The sequence below is a fragment of the Mesorhizobium sp. LNHC252B00 genome, from assembly GCF_000502955.1.
GTDB lineage: Bacteria > Pseudomonadota > Alphaproteobacteria > Rhizobiales > Rhizobiaceae > Mesorhizobium.
This window is the reverse complement of sequence record NZ_AYWO01000002.1, coordinates 294,120-312,621: the sequence shown is the minus strand read 5'-3', so window position 1 is coordinate 312,621 and position 18,502 is coordinate 294,120. Positions and strand designations below refer to the sequence as shown.

Sequence of the window (18,502 nt, the reverse complement as noted above, 5' to 3'; positions counted from 1 at the left end):
CTCTTGATCGCTCTCTTCCAACTCCGGCCTAAGCCGGTCGCCGCTTAGGGGCCGGATTGTTCACGGTCGACAAAGTCGTAGAGTCCGTTGAGCCTCATTCGCGCATGATCGAACGCCATGTTCCAGCCATGCCCGTCGAAGAATCCATAGATAATCCCGTGCGGGTCCGGTGGCAGACTTTCGTATGCCATCAGGGTTGCCTCCGCGCGGGCGAGTAGCCGAGGCGCCAGCAAGGGCAGCGCCTTCGCGCGGATTGTGCTCGGTGCCTGCCAGGTACCTACCGGCTCGGCGCCAGCGGCCGCCATCTGGTTCAGGTCGAGCCGATGAAGCTCGGCGTAAAAGCGGCCCAGATCGTTGCCCAAGCGTTGGCGGGCATGTTCGGGCAATTCTTCATATCGTGCTGCCAGCAGATGTTCCCCTTTCAGTTTCTCATGTCTGGAGAACAGCGGCGGCCCCTCATGGATGCTCATATCGGGGACCGGCATCGACAGGCAAGGGCGGATCAGGGCCAGCAGGGCGGCTTCCCTGAGAAGCGCTCGTTCAGCAACCTTGTGACGCGGGAACTTGAACACCAGCCTGTCGTCGACATCGACCGCCGTCGAGTGCCAACCTGCCGTCATCAGCCGGAAGCTTGAAGTCTTCAATTCCGGGAAGACACGAATTATTGCTCGTGAGAATGTGTCCAGGTTCGGTTCAGGCATGGCCGTGTTGTAGGGGAGCTTCCCAGCCACGTGAAGGGACGGCGGTCAGGTCGGTGCAAGCTCTGCTTCCGGCTGCCTGAGATCGGCGCATTTCCCGACGCCATACAGATCGCCGGCGATCCGGGCTTCGACGCTTTTGGCGATAATCCGCAGATCGACATCCTTGCCGGAGACCTTCTCGATGGCACCAATGACGAGATCGGGCGCAATCCAGTCCGGCTTGTGGCCGAGATTATGCACCCAGACGAGTTGGGCGCCCGGTATGTCGCGCTGGAGCTCGATCGAGTGAATCTCCGCATAGACGACCTTGTCGCGATCACCCGAAATGACCACGGTCGGGGCCCTGATCTGGTTGTAGTGCGGTGCGGCGCCAAGGGCATAGCGATAGAGCCCGGCGACATCGGTGGCGTTGGCACGAAAGGCCGATGGTCGCAGGACCAACGGGATGGAGGCCGCGTCGAGATAGTTGTCCGGCACCCTGTTGGGCGAGAAGACGCAGGTCGTGGCGTCTTCCATCCGCAGCGTTCCCGTCGGATAGGTCAGCGTCTCGGAAAACAGCCAGCCGATCACCGGAATGGTCGTCAGATCGTAATACCATGAGGTTGCCCCGCCCGGCCACGGATGAGTTGCCGGCGCGAGAAAGACCAGGCCAAGCGTCTTGTCGGGATGCTCGCGGCCGAAAGTCGATGTCACCACACCACCGAAAGAATGACCGACTATAACCGCCTTCCTGATGCCCAGACGGTCCATCAACGCAGCGATGGTGTTGGCCTGAGCCGACGGGTCTTCGTTGTTGCCGGGACCACGGCCCGACCAGCCATGGCCTGGCCGGTCGAAGAACAGCATTTCGGCGCGGCCTTCGAGCAATGGCAGCAGCGGCAGCATTTGATCCCTGAGATTGGCGCTGGCACCGTGGATGAAGACGATCGGCGGCAGCTCGGCGTTCGCGGGCCCCGGAATATGGACATAGTGAATGCGGGCGCCATCGATGTCGGCGAATTCACCAATCGACGGATTGCGGCGTTCAATCAGCCATGAACCGGCGCGGGTGATGCCGACAAAGCCGAAGACAAGCGCCATCAGGAAGGCAAGGGCGGCGTAGATCAGGTTCATGGGGGAGATACGGGGATGGAGGGGGATAAGTTGTGCAGTAGGCAGCAGGGCAACCCGCAGCTTACTGCCTATTCCCTTAAATGCCTTCGCCGGCAAGTTCTTCGGACAGGGTGCCGACCTGGTCCTGGGCGCTGCGCATCATTGGATAAATCGCCAGAACCTTCTGCCAGGCCTCGAGTGCCGATTGCTTGTGGCCGGTCAGAGCCATGATCTGCGCCAGGCCGGACAGCGCGCCGAAATGGCGAGGCTCGAGTTGCAGCGTATGGTCGATGTCGGACATCGACTTGCCGTAGTTTTTCATCATGAAATGCACGGTGGCGCGCCGGTTCCAGCCCTCGGCATAGGTCGGCTGCAAGATCACCACTTGGTCGAGGAAATCGAGGGCGACGTCGAACTTCTGACCTTCGATGGCCTTCTGCGACCACTGCATCATCAGATCGATCGAGGCGCTGCCGGATTGAGACCACTCATTCCAGATGTTGCCGGCAATACGCTCGGCTGCCTTTTCGTTGCGCTCGCGCTTCAAATCGTTGAACAGCTGATCGAGACGGGCCTGCTTCGTCGTTGCCACCGGCGGCACGTCCTTGCTGGCCGGCGGCGCGACAGCATCATCCGCGTGTGCCGGGCCATAAATGGCGCTGGAAACAAGCAGAGACGTCAAAAATGCAAAAAGAATCCGCATCGCCGGACTCTAATCCCGGGCGGCGGAACGTCAAACTGAATTTGGCGTGAATGAGCCGGCAGGCGGGCAACAAGCATCACTGGGCGGAGGCAGCAGCCTCCAGCCCGAAACTCAGCCCTGGCGTGCCTTGTAGCGCGGGGCGGTCTTGTTGATGATGTAGACACGGCCTTTGCGGCGAACCAGCTGGTTGTCGCGGTGACGCGCCTTCAGCGCCTTGAGCGAATTCTTGATCTTCATGGTCTTGCCTGTCGGTGTGGACCCGGTTCGGGTCGAAATTTTAAGGCGCGCCAGAAGACGCGCCTTTGAACTGTGGGTGGCTCATAAACGAGGAGCCTTGTCCGTGTCAACCGCAAGCGTGCTCCGTCTCTCCATATCATCAAATATCCGCCATGTCGGCCTTGCGGCATTGCGCGGGCTTCAGTCGGCTGGGATGATGCGCCCGCCATGACGTGATTTGGGGATGGATATGCGCCGAATTTTCCTGTCCGCCTGCATTCTCGTGCTGGCGGGAGCCTCGGCTGCCCGCGCGCAGGAGTGCGACCGCAGCGACGACAGCCAGCAGATGATGAACATCTGCGCCGGCGAGGATTACCAGGAGGCCGACGCCAGGCTCAACAAGGCCTACCAGGATCTCATCAGCGCGGATGACGCCGACGGCAAGAGACTGCTGCAGGTGGCGCAACGCGCCTGGATCGCCTTTCGCGATGCAGAGTGCGCGCATTCCACCGCAGCCAGCGCGGGCGGTTCGATCCATCCGATGGAAGTTTCGCAATGCCTGGCCAGGCTGACCAATGATCGCATCGAGCAGCTCGCTGCCGCCGCCAATTGCGAGGAAGGCGATGCCAGTTGCGCCAGCCCTGACCAAGACGAGAGCGACGACGTGCAGTAGGCCTGTTTCGGGGGTTAGGCGCGACGGCCGATCCTGGTGAAATGGCCCATCTTGCGGCCGGGGCGTGCCTCGGCCTTGCCATAGAGATGCAGCATCAGGTCCGGCTCGGCGAGCAGGGCCGGAACACGCAGCACATCGTCGCCGATCAGGTTCTCCATCACGCAATCGGAATGACGCTGGGGATTTCCAAGCGGCAGGCCGGCGACGGCGCGGATGTGCTGCTCGAACTGCGAAACGATGCAGGCTGCTTCCGTCCAATGGCCGGAATTGTGCACCCGCGGCGCGATCTCGTTGGCCAGCAGCGAGCCGTCGGCGAGCACGAAGAACTCCACGCCGATGACACCGACATAGTTCAGCGCCGACAATATTTTAGACGCCGCTGCTCGCGCCGCTTCCGCCGTTTCGGGCCTTATTCGGGCCGGCAGGGTGGACGTATGGAGAATGCCGCTGCGGTGGACATTCTCGGCCGGATCGTAGGCAGCGACAGTGCCGTCGATGCCGCGCGCGGCGATCACCGAAATCTCGCGCTCGAACGACACGAAGCTTTCCAGGATCAGCGGCACATTGCCCATCGCCTCGCAGGTGCCGGCGAAGCCGCCCGTTTCCATGTTGCGGAAGACGCGCTGGCCCTTGCCGTCATAGCCCATGCGGCGCGTCTTCAGGATGCCGCTGCCGTCGAATGCTTCCAGTGCTGCCGTCAGTTCGTCATCATTGTCGACGGCGTGGAAATCCGCGGTGGCAATGCCGATGGCATTGAGGAATGTCTTCTCGCTCATCCGATCCTGCGCCACATCAAGCGCCCGCGCCGGCGGATAAACCGGAACCTGGATGGCAAGCGCGCTGGCGGCCGCAACCGGCACGTTCTCGAACTCGTAGGTAACGACGGAACTCGACGCGGCCAGTTCGGCAAGGGCTGCTGGGTCGTCATAGGCAGCCGCTATCTGCTGGTTCGCGACCTGCGCCGCCGGGCAATCCGCTTGCGGCTCCAGCACCACCGTGCGGTAGCCGAGGCGGGCGGCGGCAACAGCCAGCATGCGGCCGAGCTGGCCGCCGCCAATGATGCCGATGGTCGATCCAGCGGGCAGGGTCACAGCGTGTCCGTCGGTTCGGTCGCGACCTTGGCGGTCTGCGCGGCGCGCCAGGCATCCAGACGGACGGCGAGCTTGTCATCGTTCAGCGCCAGCACGGCGGCGGCCAGAAGGGCTGCGTTGGTGGCACCGGCCTTGCCGATGGCCAGCGTCCCCACGGGAATGCCGGCGGGCATCTGGACGATGGACAGCAGCGAATCCTGACCGGAGAGCGCCTTCGATTCCACCGGCACGCCAAACACCGGCAGCGGCGTCATTGCCGCCGTCATGCCGGGCAGATGCGCGGCACCACCGGCGCCGGCAATGATCACCTTGTAGCCCGCTGCCTTGGCGCCCCTGGCGAAATCGTAGAGCCGGTCTGGCGTGCGATGCGCGGAAACGATCAGCCGCTTGTGTGGAATGCCCAGGGCTTCCAGGGTTTCGGCCGCATGGCGCATCGTCGCCCAGTCGGACTGGCTGCCCATGATGATGGCGACGTCGGCGCGTTGATCGTCCAAGTCCGTGTTTCCCGGCGACAAAGGCGCGCCTTAGCGGAATTCGCGCGAAGCCGCAAGGATCGGCGGCCGCCGCAGCGGATTGGCAAGACGCAAACCATCCAGTCAGATGCCGTCGCGCTCGGCCTCGGGTGTCGAGACCAGCAAGGCCGAAGCCGCATTGGCGGCGGTGACGGCCGCTTGCATGGTCTCCCCACGGGCAAGCCCCGCGGCCAGCGCACCGACGAATTCATCGCCGGCGCCATGCGTGCTGACGACCTTGACCGGGATGGCCGGCAGCGCGAAGGCCTCGCCGGTCCGCTCGCAGCAGGCAACACCTTCGCCGCCCGCCGTGACAATCGCGACAGGCCAAAGATCGGCCAGCAGCCGCGCGGCTTGCGCGGCACCGTCCAGCGTCTCGACGACCGCCATGCCGGCCAGGAACTCCGCCTCGATGGCGTTGACCACCAATATGTCGACCAGCGCGGTCAACTCGCCGGAGAGTTTGCGCGCGGGGGCGGCGTTGAGCACGACTCGGCCGCCTTGCGCCTTCGCCGCGCGTGCGGCGGCAATATTGGCCGCTTCCGGCACCTCGTTCTGCAGCAGGAGCACCGCCGTTTGGGACATCATTTCGGAAGCGGCGGCAATATCGGCATTGCCCAGCGTGAGATTGCTGCCCGAGACGATCACCGCGCCATAATCGCCGCCTTGATCGAAGATCGCCACGCTCATTCCGGAGCCGGCACCAGCGGCCACCCTCACGAAACGACGGTCGACCCTGGCGCGATCGAGATTGGCCAGCAACGCCCGCCCGAAATCATCGTTGCCAACCGCGCCGATCATCGCCGCGCGCACGCCGGCCCTTGCCGCCGACACGGCCTGGTTGCCGCCCTTGCCGCCGCATTTCGGGTGCCAGGCATGGCCGGTCACCGTCTCGCCCTTGCGCGGACGGTCGGGCGCGTCGACCATGATGTCGTAATGCAGGCTGCCGAACACGGTGACCAGCGGCGGTGTCCTCATGAGCCCCGGTCTTTTCGCTTCGATGTCACCGCCGACATGGTGCGGCCGAGATTGCGCTCCGCCGCCTGATAGTCGCGCTGCGCGACCGCGACGAACAGAGCATCGAGGATGTTGAGCTGGGCGATACGCGCCGCCGCGTTCTCGCCCATTAATGGCGATCCCTGCGCGGTCGAGCACAGCACGATGTCGGCCACTGCAGCCAACGGCGAGTTGTCGTAATTGGTGATGGCCAGCGTCCTTGCGCCGTTCTTGCGGGCCAGTTGGATGGCGTCGATGACGGCAGAGGTGTTGCCCGAATGCGAGAAGCCGACGGCGATATCATCGCCGCCGAGCAGCGAGGCCGACATCAGCATCATGTGCGAATCGTCGTAGACGGAGGCGCGAATGCCGATGCGCAGGAACTTGTGCGAGACGTCGCGCGCAATCTGCGCCGAGCCGCCGACGCCATAGAAATCCCGGTTCTTCGCACGGTGGAGAAGCTCGGCGGCGCGGTCGAAATCCTCGATGTCGAGGATCGCCAGTGTCTCCTCCAGTGCCTGGATGGAGGTGCGGAACACTTTTTGCACGATCTCGGCCGAACTGTCGTCGGATGACAGTTCCTGATGCATCTCGGCAGTCGGCAGGCGGCTGTATTCATAGACGGCGGTGCGAAAGTCGCGATAGCCGGAAAAACCGAGCTTCTTGGCGATCTTGACCACCATTGCCTCGGACACGCCGGCCTCCTCGGCGATCTGCTTCAGCGGGATGCTCTCGTCAAAGCCGCGCCGGCCAAAGACGGTTTCCACCACCTTCGCCTCCAGTGGGGTGAGATGCGGCATCATCATGCGGATACGCGGTCCTACCGCTTTCAGGTCCAGCCCGCTCAAGGTCATCCACGCCCCCTCGTCACGCGATCGATAAGCATCGCGGCGAGGATTATAAGACCAGTTGCCAGAAGCTGATAGAAGGACTGCACGTTCATCAGCGTCAAACCGTTGCGCATCGCGCCGAGGATGACGGCGCCCAGGATCGTGCCGACGACACTGCCCTTGCCGCCCATCAGCGAGGCGCCGCCGATGGCGGCAGCTGCAATGGCGTCGAGTTCCCAGAGATTGCCGAGGATGGGCTCGGCCGCACCGAGCCGGCCGATCAGGATCTGCGCGGCAAGGGCCGCCAACAGCCCGGAGATCATGTAGGCAGCAATCTTGGTGCGGGCGATCGGCACGCCGGCGATGTAGGCAGCCTCCTCATTGCCGCCGACGGCGAGCAGATATTCGCCGAATGGCGTCTTCTTCAAAACGACCCAGGCGACGACAGCCACGAAGGCCACGATGATAACCGCCAGCGGCAGCCCGAACAGCGAGCCGTTGAAGACGGCGCGAAAGCCTGCCGGCAGGCCGAGCACCGGATTGCCGCCGGTATAGATCAGCGCCAGCGCCCGATAGGTGCTGAGTGTACCCAATGTGACGATGAAAGGCTGCAGCCCGACAAAAGCGACGAGAAGGCCGTTGACGAGGCCGCAGGCAAGGCCAATGGCGAAGCCGGCGGCGATGGCGAGCGGAAACGGTACGCCGGCGACCATCATCGAGGCCGAGATGACGGCCGAAAGGGCTGCCGTCGGCCCGACAGACAGGTCGATGCCGCCGGAGATGATGACCAGCGTCATGCCCAGCGCCAGGCAGGCATTGATGCTCGACTGTTGCAGGATGTTGATCAGGTTGCGCTCGGCGAAGAAGCCTGGCACCAGTGCCCCGAACACGGCCAAGATCACGACAAGGCCGATCAATGTGCCGGCGTCGCGCATGGAGACCCCGCGCATGAATTCGGCCCGTGGCTGCACCAGAATGGTATCCGACATATCCGTCACCTACTGTCTTGAGTCTGCGGGATGGCGTGCGCCGCGATCGCCTGTTCGCTGATGTCGTCCCTGTGGAGTTCGGCCGCGATCGAGCCGTCGCGCATCACCAGCACGCGGTCGGCGAGCCGGATCACCTCGGGCAGTTCGGAGGAGACGACGATGACACCGTGGCCTTCCCGGGCGAGCTCCTCGATCAGATGATAGATCTCCGCCTTGGCGCCGACATCGATGCCGCGCGTCGGTTCGTCGAACAAAAGGATGCGTGTTCCGGCCGCAAGCCAGCGGCCGATGATCGCCTTCTGCTGGTTGCCACCGCTGAACAGGCGGATCGGCCGATCGAGCAGGAATGGGCGCAGGTTGACGCGGCCCATCTTGTCGATTGCCACCCGTTTCAACCTGGCGTGATCGATGACGCCGCGCGGCGCGAATACGCCCATCGAGGCCAACGCCATGTTGCTGGTGATCGAGCGCAGCGGCACGATGCCCTCGCGCTTGCGCTCCTCCGGCACCAGGCCGATGCCGGCGGCAATCGCATCGCGCGGGCTGGAGAATCGCGTCGCCTTGCCATCAATTGCGATCGTACCGGCGGTGGCGCGGTCGGCGCCGGCCAGCAACCGCAGTAATTCGGTGCGGCCTGAGCCGACAAGGCCGGCAATGCCGAGCACCTCGCCACGATGCAGCTCGAACGACACATCGCGCACCTTCGTTGTCGAGGAGAGCCCGCGCGCGCTCAGCATCACCTCATTCGAGGCGTGAGAGGTATGCCGTTCCTGCGCCAGTTCGCGGCCGACCATCATCGCCACGACCGCCTTTTCCGACAGGCCTTTCAGGTCGACGGAATCGATGACCACGCCGTCACGCATGATGGTGGCGCGCCGGCAGATGCCGAACACCTCGTCCAGCTTGTGCGAGACATAGACGACGGCGACGCCGTCGCGAGCGAGACCGGTGATGACTTGTGCCAGCCGTTCGAACTCGCTCGGCGTCAGGCTCGATGTCGGCTCGTCCATGGCGACGATGCGGGCACGGTCAAGCAGCGCGCGGGCGATCTCGACGATCTGCCGTTGCGCCACCTTCAGGGTTCCGAGGGGAGCGGCCGGGTCGATGGACGGGTCAATGGCTGCAAGAGCCTCGGCAGCGCGGCGCTCCTGTTCCCGCCGGGCGACGAAGATACCGCCGCGCGTCAGCGGTTGGCCGAGGAACATGTTCTGGGCGACGCTGAGGCGCGGCACCTCCTGCAATTCCTGATGGATCATGGCGACGCCCGCGGCACGCGCGGCGACCGGATTGGCAAGCGTCACCGGCTTTCCGTCGATGAGGATGCTTCCCGCCGTCGGTCTGTAGACGCCCGACAATATGCGGAGCAGCGTCGACTTGCCGGCACCGTTTTCGCCGAGCAGACCGTGGATTTCACCGGCACTGATCGAGAACGACACGTCGTTGAGCGCCCGCACGGCCGGAAACAGCTTGGAAATGCCCTGGAATTGCAGCCGGGGTGACATTGGGTTCAATCTCCGGGCAACGGTGCCGGCCGGGAGCGAACTGCTCTGGCCGGCACCCGCCGATCGGCTTTACTGGCCCGCAGCGGCATCTTCGAGCAGGGCCTTGCGCGCGCCGGGTCCGGAATAGCGGTCGGCATTGTCCTTGGTGATCAGTGCCTGCGGCGTGGCAACGACGCGCGGCAGCTTTTGTCCAGCCACCAGCCGCAGCGCCGTTTCCAGAGCAACCTCACCGGTTAGCACCGGGAAGCTGTCGACCGTGCCGGTCAGTTCGCCGGCGCGGATCGAGGCATAGGCGTCGGAAATGCCGTCAGTGCCGAACACGGCAACCTTGTCCTGCAGGCCGGCAGCCTTGACCGCCTCGACAATGCCCAGTGCCATGCCGTCATTGTTGGCATAGAAGCCGATCAGGTCGGGGTGCTGCTGCAGGATGTTGACCGCCGCGTCATAGGAGGTCTGGCGGTCCCAGTTGCCGGGAACACTGGCGACGACCTCGAACTTGCCCCCTTCGGTGATGGTGGACTTGAAGCCATCGGTGCGCTGCACGGCTGCATAGACGCCGGCCTGGCCTTCGACGATGGCGACCTTGCCGCCATTCGGACGGTTCTTGATGAACCATTTGGCGACGCGCACGCCATTGTCGCGCTGGACATTGCCGACATAGTGCTCGGCCTGCGGGATGACTGCATCGTTGACGTTGACCACCGGCACATTGGCGGCCTTGGCCTGCTCCATGATCGGCTGCAGATTGGCGTCGGTCTGCGGCGAGACGAGCAGAACGTTGTAGCCCTGCGTGACCAGGCCTTCGGCAATGGTCAGCTGGCCGAGCTGGTCGCCTTCGCTCTGCGCCGCCTGATAGACGACGGGAATGCCGACCTTGTCGCCGAACGCCTTGTAGCCCTCTCCCAGCGAGCGCCAGTATTCATTGGTCAGCGTCTTGGAAACCGCGCCCGCCTTGGTGCCTTCTGGCAGTTTGGGGAACGTGCCGAACTTGGCCTCGACCTGCGACCAGTCGATGCGGTCCTTTTCCGTATCGGAATTGAGCGGCGCGAGATCTGTGGAAAAGGCCGAGCCGATGGATAATGCCATCAGTGCGGCGGTAGCGGTGGCAAGCAGAAGTCTCATTGTATTCCTCCCTTGTTGAAAACGGTGGTGGCTCGGATGCCTCAGCGGTCCGGCCCGAGCATGATTTCCTGGATGATGGCCTGCGACGTCACCGCGTCCTGGCTGTCCATGGCGGCGGACAGGCGATTGTCCTGCTCCAGCCGGTCGACGACGCGCAGCATGCGCTTGACGGTGGCGATGTTGACTTCGCATTCGCGCACCGGATCGAGCCCCGTCATGTCGGGGAACGTGTCGAAATAGATGGCGCCGGCGTAACCGTCGCGGCGGATCTGCCTGAGCAACTCGATGGTCTGAAGCGTATGCACCGCGCCGACCATCAGGCCGTCATCGCGCTTGGCGTAGCCGTCGTTGAGGTGCACGCCGAGCAGCTTGCTGTGATGCGCCACCAGAGCTGCGGCAAAGGCCGGCTGCTCGTCGGCATAGAGCACATGGGCGAAATCGAGCGTAACGCCGAGATTGGGCAGGCCGACATCGCGGATCGCCAGTAAGGTCGTCGCTGCGTCCGGCATCAGGCTGTAGGAGCGCGGTTCGTTGGGCTTGTACTCAAGGCTGATCTGGCAGTCGGGGTCATGCGCGGCCACTTCACGAATTCCATCGATTTCGTGTTGCCAGAGCGAAGCATAGTCAGCCTGGAAGGCGTAATCGAAGCCATCCTGGCCGAGCCACAGCGTCATCAGCTTGGCGCCCGCCTCGCGCACGGCGTCGATTCCCGCTTTGGTCAGGTCGATAGCTTCGCGGCGTACCGCCGGGTCCGGATTGGTGAAGGCGCCAAGTTTGAAGGCCGGATTGGAGTAGTAGCGCATGGCGAAGCCATTGATGGAAAGGCCGAGGTCGCCGAGTTTGCGAGCGATTTCAGCAGGCTTTTCGTCGACATGGTCGGGGTAATTCAGATCGAGGTCGGTCAGTCCGGCAACCTTGGCAGCGCGCGCCGCCATCTGCAGCAGCGACGGCTTGCCGGAGAGGTCGGGCCATTCGGCCTGTGGTCGCGAGGCAAAGGAATTCAGGCGCGTGGCGAAACGATTGGCTGTCATGATTGACCCTTCAATAGCCATAACTTCACATAAACAAAAATATTTGTAAAGTTCTTGTTTTGAGGAGCGGTGAGCAGCCGCTAGGCCGCGGTTGCGGTCGGGACTGAGCCACGTAAAGGCGCGCCGGCAGTTTCCTGGCCGGCGTCGTAGGCTGGAGAATCCGTCAGGCGGTGAATGAGTAGCCGGGCAGGGCCGTCCTTATACCGCCGCCTTGCGGAAGCGGGCGACGAAGTCATCGAGTTCTGGCCGCTCCATGTCCGAGATCGCCCAGTAGGAGAAGGCGCCATCTCTCCAATGCACCAGCGAAAAGCCGCCCGACGAAAGATCGGCGGGCTTGGCGATGCCGCCGCCCTGCTGCGGTTCGGCGACCAGCGTGATCAGGTGCTCGCGGTGGCGGTAGACCAGGGCCGGCACCGGGCGGCCCGATATCACCTCGACCCGGCCGCCGATGAGTGCGTAGCCATCCTGCGCGAGGTCTGGCGACGGCGGCGATACGCCGATCCGGGCATCGAGCCATGGCTTGACCGTATGGCGGTCGGACGAAACGATGTCGATCGGACTGGCGGCGAGCAGGCTGCGGCGATGGCCGCTGGCGACCGCCGCGGCTAAACCGTCGGACGCGTAGTTGACCATCACCCATTGCGTCGCCCCGCTGGCCAGCACCGCGCTGATCATGATCGACGCGGCTAGTGCGCGCCAATCGAACGGGCCGAAGGTCCGCGACGAACCTGTCCTGGCGTCCCGTCTCCGGCCGCCCCCGACTGACGCCGCGATCAACCCTGGTTGCGCCGACGGCGAGTCCCGCTGCGGTTCGGCTTCGTCTTGCGCCGGTCGTGCCGTGCCTGTCGCACCAAGTGCGGCAATGCGCGCGCGCAAAGCATCGCTGACATTGGGGCGCGGCAAGCGGCCGAGCGCGCCCTGCAAGGCAATGATGCGGGCATGCTCGGCGGCCAGCGCCGGATCGGCGGCGATGCGCCGCTCCACCGCCAGTGCGGCCGCTGCATCGAGTTCGCCATCAATGAGGGCGTGGATCATCAGCCGCATGCCCTCGGGATCGTTGGGCAGCCCGTCGTCATGATTGGTCATGGCGCTCTCCCCAGTTCAGACACAAGCAGGCCGCGGGCCCGGGCCAGCCGCGACATCACTGTGCCCATCGGTACGTCCAGCATGGCCGCTATCTCGCGGTAGCTGAGACCGTTGATGTCGCGCAGCACCAGCGTCTCGCGAAAAGGCTGCGGCAGTGCTGCGATCGCCGCCTCCAGTGCCGCCGTATCGGCCCTGGCGATCAGGCTCGCCTCCGGGCCATCTTCGTCGGGCGGGCTTGTGCCGTGCGCTGCCGCCATTTCGTCGAGATCGCCGAGGTCGCCGACGGCGAGCATGCCGCGCGGCCGGTTGCGAGACATCCAGGTATAGGCGGTGTTGCGCACGATGGTCAGCAGCCAGGCGCGGGCATTGCCGCCGGCATAGCCTGATATGCCAGCATGTGCCTTCACGCAGGCCTCCTGCACCACATCCTCGGCATCGGTGGCGTTGCCGGTCAGCCAGCGGGCGAGCGCAAGCGCATCACCAAGATGGGGCAGCACCACCTCGCCGAAGCGCTCGGCCAGGGCCTTTTCGCTCAACACCGCAGCATGCTCCGGCACTCCCGGCAGGTTCTGCCACGCCCCTTCAGGGAGCGACGGTGATCTTGCCCTGCATGTGCGGGTGAAGCCCGCAGAAATAGGCAAAGTCGCCTGCTTTGGTGAAGGTGAATTCATATGTGTCACCGGTGTCAAGCGCCTTGGAGCGGAAGGAGGAATCGTTGGCGACGACAAGATGCGGGATGTCGTCGTCGTTTCTGAAGATCACCCTGGTGCCGGGCTTGACCGTCAGTTCGTGTGGCGTGAAGGCGAAGTTCTCTATTTTGACCATCGGCGCATCGACCGCCGCGCGCAGCGGCTGACAGGTTCCCGTGGTCAGGGCGAAGGCGGTGAGGATCGCGACCATGTGCCGGGCCGGAAGGCGAATGCAGAGCATGATGATTTCCTTTGCAGTCCAGGCTCAAGCCAGCGTCGAGTCGATGATGGCGAGATCCTTCCCACCTTGCTTCACGTTGACGCTGCTGGTGCCGAGCAGGCCGCGCAGTTGCCCGGCCGGCACCGTCATCGGTCCGGGCGAGGCGGCAGTTCCTGGCGCCGGCTGCGGGAAGGCAGTCGAGCGCGCCGTGTGAAAGGTGACGTTGCCTTCCACCTTCTGCATGATCTGGTGGATGTGGCCGTTGAGCACGGTGACCGAGCCGAAGCGCTTGAGCAGGGCGAGCGCTTGGGCCGCGTCGTCGGTGCCCCAGCCCCATTCGGGATAGACCGCCCACAGCGGGATATGAGCGAAGACGACAATCGGGGTCGACGCGCTGACGGCCTTCAGGTCGTCTGCCAGCCAGGCCAGCTGTTCGGGGCCGAGATTGCCGAGCCCGCCCGCCTTCAGGTTGACGACATTGACCAGCGCCACGAAATGCACGCCGTTCTGGTCGAACGAGTACCAGCCGGCACCCCTGGTGCCCTTGCCGTAGCGGTCGAGATAGGCCTTGCCGTTGCCGTCGTCGATCAAATCGTGCTCGCCCGGCACGTAGTGCACGTCGAAGCCGGCGCCGTCGATAATCTGCGCCGCATTGTCGAACTGTGCCGGCTTGGACAGATGGGTGATATCGCCGGTGTGGATCATGAAGGCGGGCTTTTGCGGCAGCGCCTGGATCTTGCCCATCGCTTCCTTCAGCGTGTCGATGGCATGCGGGTTGGCCGCCTTGTCGAAGCCGATATGGCTGTCGGATATCTGCAGGAAGGTGAAGCCGGAGGCCATGGCTTCGGCAGCTTGTGCGGCGCCGAGCAGGTTGAGCGACACCGGTATGCCACCTGAAATCGTCCAGAGTACGCCGGTGCCGGCCCAGATCATGCATTCCAGCGCATGCCGGCGGCTGATGCCGTCGCGCCCGCTGTCTTCATCGTGGTGATGGGTCATGTCGCTCTCCTCAACGCCTGGAGTGGCGTATGCTGAGGAGACCCGGAGCGGCGACGGTTTATTCCCGGCTGGGGAGGATCCGGCCGTTCACGGTCGCGTGATGGCGCGCGCCGATCGCGGCCGGCGCATTTTCAGGTGATTACCTGGCGTTTCAATCCGGCCAGCGCAAGACACCGGACGAATCCTTGCGGGCAGGCTTCATGGCATTGGCGGGCCGCTCGGCCGCGGTCAGCGTGGCGCGCAGCCGTTCTGCGACGATCTCCGCCTCGCCGCGATGAAGATTGCAGGGGTCGAGGAAGAAATGGCCGCGCTCCACCTCATGGTTGCGCACGATGATCGGCGGCGAGCCCATAGCCAATGCGGAGGCCAGACCGGCCGCCGTGAACCGGCTCTCGGGCAATACAAAGATCTGCAACCGATCCAGCGGGTTGGCGGTGGGGTCGGGGATGATCTGCGCGACGATGCCCGGCAGCCCCTGCAACGCATTCTTCCACAGGTTCAGTGCCGCTTCTTCGCGCCGTCGGATGCCGGCATGGTCGCGCTTTTCCCAGGCTTCCAGTGCGGCCATGGTGCCGGCGATGCTTTCCTTGCCGACCTTCATGGCGCGCGCGACACCGCGGTTCTGCAGGTAGGCGGCCCGCACCAGATCCTTGCGCCCGGTGACGATGCCACTGGTCGGTCCGCTCAGGAATTTATGTCCGCTGTAGATGACGATGTCGGCGCCGCGCGCAAGAAAGCCGCGCAGATCATATTCGGAGGCCGCATCGACGATCACCGGGACGCCTCTGGCGTGGCAGATCTCGCAGAATTCCTCTAGGGACAGCATGCCGTACTGCACGGTGTGGTGGGCGACGACATAGAGACCCGCTGCCGTGCGATCGTTGATCGCCTCACGCACATGGTAATCCTGCGTAACGCTGACGGTGCCAGCCGGCACGACCTTTGCGCCGGCCAGCCGGACCGACTGATCGATTGGCGCGCCGTAGTTGACGATGTGGCCGAGCTGGACGATGACCTCCGACTTCAGCCCTTCGGTGTCGTCCGGCAGCCGCTCGATGGCGAGCAGGTTGGTTCCCGTCATCGCGCCGGCAATCGCCATGGTGATGCCGCTGGCGCAGCAGGCGGTGATGAAACCGGCCTCGCCGCCGGTGAGGCGCGCAACGATCGTGCCTGCGGCACGCTGCAGATCGTCCATCTCCACCCATTGCGAGGCCATCTCCGCCATGGCGCTGATCGCTTCAGGCACGATGATCGATGCGCCAAGCGCTGTCATCGTGCCGGAGACGTTGATGATCGGGCGAAGGCCGAGCCGTTCGCGGATGGTGGTGTTGGAGCCGTCGGTGGAAGTGGTTTTCATCTCTCAAGATTCCATTTCTAACGGGTCAGGCGGCGATCTCGACGACCGCCTCGATTTCGACGGTGATGTTCCCAGGCAAGGAGCCGACGCCGATCGCCGAGCGGGCATGGCCGCCGATGGTGTCGAACACATCGGCGAACAGATCGGAACAGCCATTGACCACCTTCGGGTGATCGCTGAAGGTTGGTATCGCGTTGACGAAGCCGAGCAGCTTGACGATGCGCACGATCCGGCAAAGATCGCCAGTGGCTGCGTGCATGACGGCCAGCAGGTTAAGGCCGGTGAGACGGGCATGGCCATAGGCCTCTTCGACGGTGACATCATCCCCCACCTTGCCGGTGAACAGCGTGCCGTCGGTCCGCAGCGGCCCCTGGCCGGACAGGAAGATCAGCCGGCCGCTTTCGGCATGGGTGACGAAATTGGCGATCGGGGTCGGCGGCTCCGGCAGCGTCAGGCCCAGCGCGGCGAGCCGGATATAAGGCGTCATGAAAGAAGGCTCCTTGCGACAGCGCTCGCTGTCCCGTTTAGAAATGCGAGGCGCGGAAACGTGCCAGGAAGGTGCGCAGGCGCTCATTGTCAGTGTCCGCCGCCAGGATTTCGGCGGGCGGACCCGCCGCGCTAACGCCGCCGTCAGCCATGAAGACGATGCGGCTCGAGGCATCGCGGGCAAAGGCCATTTCGTGCGTGACCATCACCATTGTCATGCCGTCCTCGGCCAGGCTGCGCACGACCTCGAGCACTTCGCCGACCAGCTCCGGGTCGAGCGCGGAGGTTATCTCGTCGAGAAGCAGGATCTTCGGCCCCATGGCTACGGCGCGAGCGATGCCGACACGCTGCTGCTGGCCGCCGGACAGTTCGGCGGGCAGACTGTCGGCCTTGTGGGCGAGGCCGACCCGGCCGAGCCAGTGTTCGGCGATCGTGCGGGCCTCCGCACTGCTCTTGCCGCGCACCTTGGTTAGACCAAGCATGATGTTGCCGGCGGCTGTCAGATGCGGAAAGAGGTTGAAGCTCTGGAACACCATGCCGGTCTCGGCCCGCATGGCGGCCAGATCGCGTTCGCTGCGGCGCTGGCGGGCTCCGGCTTCGCGAAAGCCGACCTCTTTGCCATCGATGCGAATCGAGCCGCTGTCGTAGCTTTCGAGGAAGTTGACGCAGCGCAGCAGTGTGGTCTTGCCGCTGCCCGAGGGGCCGATGACCGTCACCACTTCGCCGCGCGTCACCTGCAGGCTGACCGAACGCAGAACCTGGACGGTTCCAAAGGCTTTGGAAACGTCGCGGATGTCGAGAAGCGCCGGGGTGTCGTTCGAGCCTGTGGACATTGCTAATCCCGAATGAAGGAGAAACGCCGCTCGAGCCGGCGGCTGGCCTGCGAGAGGGCATAATTGACCGCGAAATAGATGAGCGCGCCGAGGAGGTAGAGCGGCATCGCCTCATAGGTGCGGCCGATGACCTGGTTTATGGCCTGCATCAGATCGGTGATGCCGAGCAGCGACACCAGCGCGCTGCCCTTGACCGCGTCGGTGACGCCATTGATCCAGGGCGGCAGGAAACGCCTGAACGCCTGCGGGAAGATGACGTAGGTGAGGCGCTGGCGAAAGGTCAGTCCGATCGCCATTGCCGCCTCGGACTGTCCCTTCGGAATGGATCCGACCGCACCCCTGAGATATTCGACGACCTGCGCGGTCTTGAACAAGGTCAGCGCGAGCACGGCGGCCCAGAAGGACGGCAGATGAAGCCCGACGGCCGGCAGGCCATAATAGACAAAGAAGATGAGCACCAGGATTGGTATGCCGCGAATGGTATCGCTGAAGATGCGCACCGCCCATTGCAGTGGCATGGGGCCATAGACGAGACCGACGCCCATGATCACGCCAGCGATCAGGGAGAACACCACGACAAGCAAGGATACCCATAGTGTCAGGGCAAAGCCCTGGGCGAGGAAAGGCAAGGCATAGGCGATCTGGGTCAGCATGTCAGCGCGCCGCCCTGAACCGGCGTTCGACAAGCCGAAGCGCAAAAAGCAGTATGTAGCCGGTAAGCAGGTACATCGCAGTCACGACGAGATAGACCTCGACGATCCGGAACGTGTTGAAGTTGATCCACTGGGCGCCGTAGGTCAGTTCCGGCACCGAAATGACCGAGGCGACGGAGGTGTCCTTAAACAGCGATATGAAGGTGTTGGACAATGCCGGCAGCGTGATGCGCAGCATCGTCGGAAGGCGGACGTTGAGCAGCCTTTGCCAGGGCGTCAGGCCGATCGCCTTGCCGGCGTCCAGCTGTCCGCGCGGAACCGCCTCGAGCCCGGAACGGAACACCTCGACCAGATATGCGCCGCTGTAGAGCGAGAGCGTGACGACAAATGAGGTCGGCGCGCTGTAGGCGATATCGACCACTGTCGGCAAGCCGTAGAAGACGAGATAGACGAGCAGGATCAGCGGCACGTTGCGGATGAATTCGACATAGGCGGCGATGATGGTGCGCACCACCCGCCCGGCCGAAACGTACCAGACCGCCAGGACTAGGCCGATGACGATGCCGATGGCGATCGAGATGACGGCGAGTTCGAGACTGAGCAGCAGGCCGCTCCACAGCTTGTCGAAATGCCGCCAGATCAGATTGAAGTTGAGGGCGTAGCCCATGCGTCCGCCTCGGTTGCCGCAGGCCTTAGAGCAGTTCACCGTTTCACGGAAACG

At 64.0% G+C, this 18,502-nt stretch carries 21 protein-coding genes and 1 pseudogene; 1 reads left to right on the top strand and 21 read right to left on the bottom strand.

From position 1 onward, the window contains the following. Positions 1-65 precede the first annotated feature (65 nt). The 4 genes and pseudogenes from X744_RS165140 to ykgO all read right to left on the bottom strand — a co-directional run. Positions 66-701 (bottom strand): annotated as a pseudogene (locus X744_RS165140) (phosphotransferase); the annotation flags it as partial. A 45-nt stretch (positions 702-746) separates the two neighbouring features. Then, on the bottom strand, positions 747-1,814 hold the full coding sequence (locus X744_RS165145; RefSeq protein WP_023757468.1) for an alpha/beta hydrolase: 1,068 nt from the start codon (positions 1,812-1,814) through the stop codon (positions 747-749). A 76-nt stretch (positions 1,815-1,890) separates the two neighbouring features. After that, on the bottom strand, positions 1,891-2,496 hold the full coding sequence (locus tag X744_RS165150; RefSeq protein ID WP_023757467.1) for a hypothetical protein: 606 nt from the start codon (positions 2,494-2,496) through the stop codon (positions 1,891-1,893). Positions 2,497-2,607: 111 nt separating this feature from the next. After that, positions 2,608-2,733, bottom strand: coding sequence for a type B 50S ribosomal protein L36 (gene ykgO / locus X744_RS165155; RefSeq protein ID WP_006327841.1), 126 nt, complete (start codon positions 2,731-2,733; stop codon positions 2,608-2,610). Positions 2,734-2,962: 229 nt separating this feature from the next. Between ykgO and X744_RS165160 the strand changes: the two genes are divergently transcribed. Further along, positions 2,963-3,385 carry a lysozyme inhibitor LprI family protein gene (locus X744_RS165160; protein WP_023757466.1) on the top strand — a complete coding sequence of 141 codons (423 nt, stop codon included), beginning with the start codon at positions 2,963-2,965 and terminating at the stop codon, positions 3,383-3,385. 14 nt (positions 3,386-3,399) lie between these two features. Here the strand turns inward: X744_RS165160 and X744_RS165165 are convergent, their stop codons facing one another. From X744_RS165165 to X744_RS165245, 17 genes are all read right to left on the bottom strand, one after another. Further along, positions 3,400-4,476: a 5-(carboxyamino)imidazole ribonucleotide synthase gene (locus X744_RS165165; RefSeq protein WP_023757465.1), complete on the bottom strand. Its 1,077-nt coding sequence runs from the start codon at positions 4,474-4,476 to the stop codon at positions 3,400-3,402. Further along, a complete protein-coding gene (gene purE, locus X744_RS165170; RefSeq protein WP_023757464.1) occupies positions 4,473-4,970 on the bottom strand; it encodes a 5-(carboxyamino)imidazole ribonucleotide mutase in 498 nt (165 codons plus the stop codon). The genes X744_RS165165 and purE overlap by 4 nt, the downstream gene beginning before the upstream one ends. Before the next feature lie 102 nt (positions 4,971-5,072). Then, the gene (locus X744_RS165175; protein ID WP_023757463.1) at positions 5,073-5,966 is read right to left on the bottom strand and encodes a ribokinase; all 894 of its coding nucleotides are present in this window, start codon (positions 5,964-5,966) and stop codon (positions 5,073-5,075) included. Further along, positions 5,963-6,838 (bottom strand): MurR/RpiR family transcriptional regulator, encoded by an 876-nt coding sequence (locus tag X744_RS165180; RefSeq protein ID WP_023757462.1) that lies wholly within the window; start codon positions 6,836-6,838, stop codon positions 5,963-5,965. Before X744_RS165180 ends, X744_RS165175 begins: the two co-directional genes overlap by 4 nt. Continuing rightward, complete coding sequence (locus X744_RS165185; protein WP_023757461.1) at positions 6,835-7,803, bottom strand: ABC transporter permease; 969 nt, start codon at positions 7,801-7,803, stop codon at positions 6,835-6,837. The genes X744_RS165180 and X744_RS165185 overlap by 4 nt, the downstream gene beginning before the upstream one ends. Positions 7,804-7,808: 5 nt before the next feature. Continuing rightward, a complete protein-coding gene (locus X744_RS165190; protein ID WP_023757460.1) occupies positions 7,809-9,305 on the bottom strand; it encodes a sugar ABC transporter ATP-binding protein in 1,497 nt (498 codons plus the stop codon). Positions 9,306-9,374: 69 nt separating this feature from the next. Beyond that, positions 9,375-10,427: a substrate-binding domain-containing protein gene (locus X744_RS165195; RefSeq protein WP_023757459.1), complete on the bottom strand. Its 1,053-nt coding sequence runs from the start codon at positions 10,425-10,427 to the stop codon at positions 9,375-9,377. Positions 10,428-10,468: 41 nt separating this feature from the next. Beyond that, the gene (locus X744_RS165200) at positions 10,469-11,458 is read right to left on the bottom strand and encodes a sugar phosphate isomerase/epimerase family protein (protein WP_023757458.1); all 990 of its coding nucleotides are present in this window, start codon (positions 11,456-11,458) and stop codon (positions 10,469-10,471) included. Between the two features lie 198 nt (positions 11,459-11,656). Continuing rightward, positions 11,657-12,544, bottom strand: coding sequence for an anti-sigma factor (locus X744_RS165205; protein ID WP_023757457.1), 888 nt, complete (start codon positions 12,542-12,544; stop codon positions 11,657-11,659). Next, positions 12,541-13,080, bottom strand: coding sequence for a sigma-70 family RNA polymerase sigma factor (locus X744_RS165210; RefSeq protein WP_023757456.1), 540 nt, complete (start codon positions 13,078-13,080; stop codon positions 12,541-12,543). Before X744_RS165210 ends, X744_RS165205 begins: the two co-directional genes overlap by 4 nt. Positions 13,081-13,126: 46 nt before the next feature. Beyond that, entirely contained in the window at positions 13,127-13,474 is a 348-nt protein-coding gene (locus X744_RS165215) for a cupredoxin family copper-binding protein (protein WP_023757455.1), read from the bottom strand. A 24-nt stretch (positions 13,475-13,498) separates the two neighbouring features. Then, entirely contained in the window at positions 13,499-14,452 is a 954-nt protein-coding gene (locus tag X744_RS165220) for a metallophosphoesterase (RefSeq protein WP_023757454.1), read from the bottom strand. A 151-nt stretch (positions 14,453-14,603) separates the two neighbouring features. Beyond that, the gene (locus tag X744_RS165225; protein ID WP_031259607.1) at positions 14,604-15,809 is read right to left on the bottom strand and encodes an aminotransferase class V-fold PLP-dependent enzyme; all 1,206 of its coding nucleotides are present in this window, start codon (positions 15,807-15,809) and stop codon (positions 14,604-14,606) included. Positions 15,810-15,834: 25 nt separating this feature from the next. After that, positions 15,835-16,296 carry a RidA family protein gene (locus tag X744_RS165230; RefSeq protein WP_023757452.1) on the bottom strand — a complete coding sequence of 154 codons (462 nt, stop codon included), beginning with the start codon at positions 16,294-16,296 and terminating at the stop codon, positions 15,835-15,837. A gap of 37 nt (positions 16,297-16,333) precedes the next feature. Beyond that, positions 16,334-17,128 carry an amino acid ABC transporter ATP-binding protein gene (locus tag X744_RS165235; protein ID WP_023757451.1) on the bottom strand — a complete coding sequence of 265 codons (795 nt, stop codon included), beginning with the start codon at positions 17,126-17,128 and terminating at the stop codon, positions 16,334-16,336. 2 nt (positions 17,129-17,130) lie between these two features. Then, complete coding sequence (locus tag X744_RS165240) at positions 17,131-17,781, bottom strand: amino acid ABC transporter permease (protein WP_023757450.1); 651 nt, start codon at positions 17,779-17,781, stop codon at positions 17,131-17,133. 1 nt (position 17,782) lies between these two features. Then, on the bottom strand, positions 17,783-18,448 hold the full coding sequence (locus tag X744_RS165245; protein ID WP_023757449.1) for an amino acid ABC transporter permease: 666 nt from the start codon (positions 18,446-18,448) through the stop codon (positions 17,783-17,785). Positions 18,449-18,502: the final 54 nt, after the last annotated feature.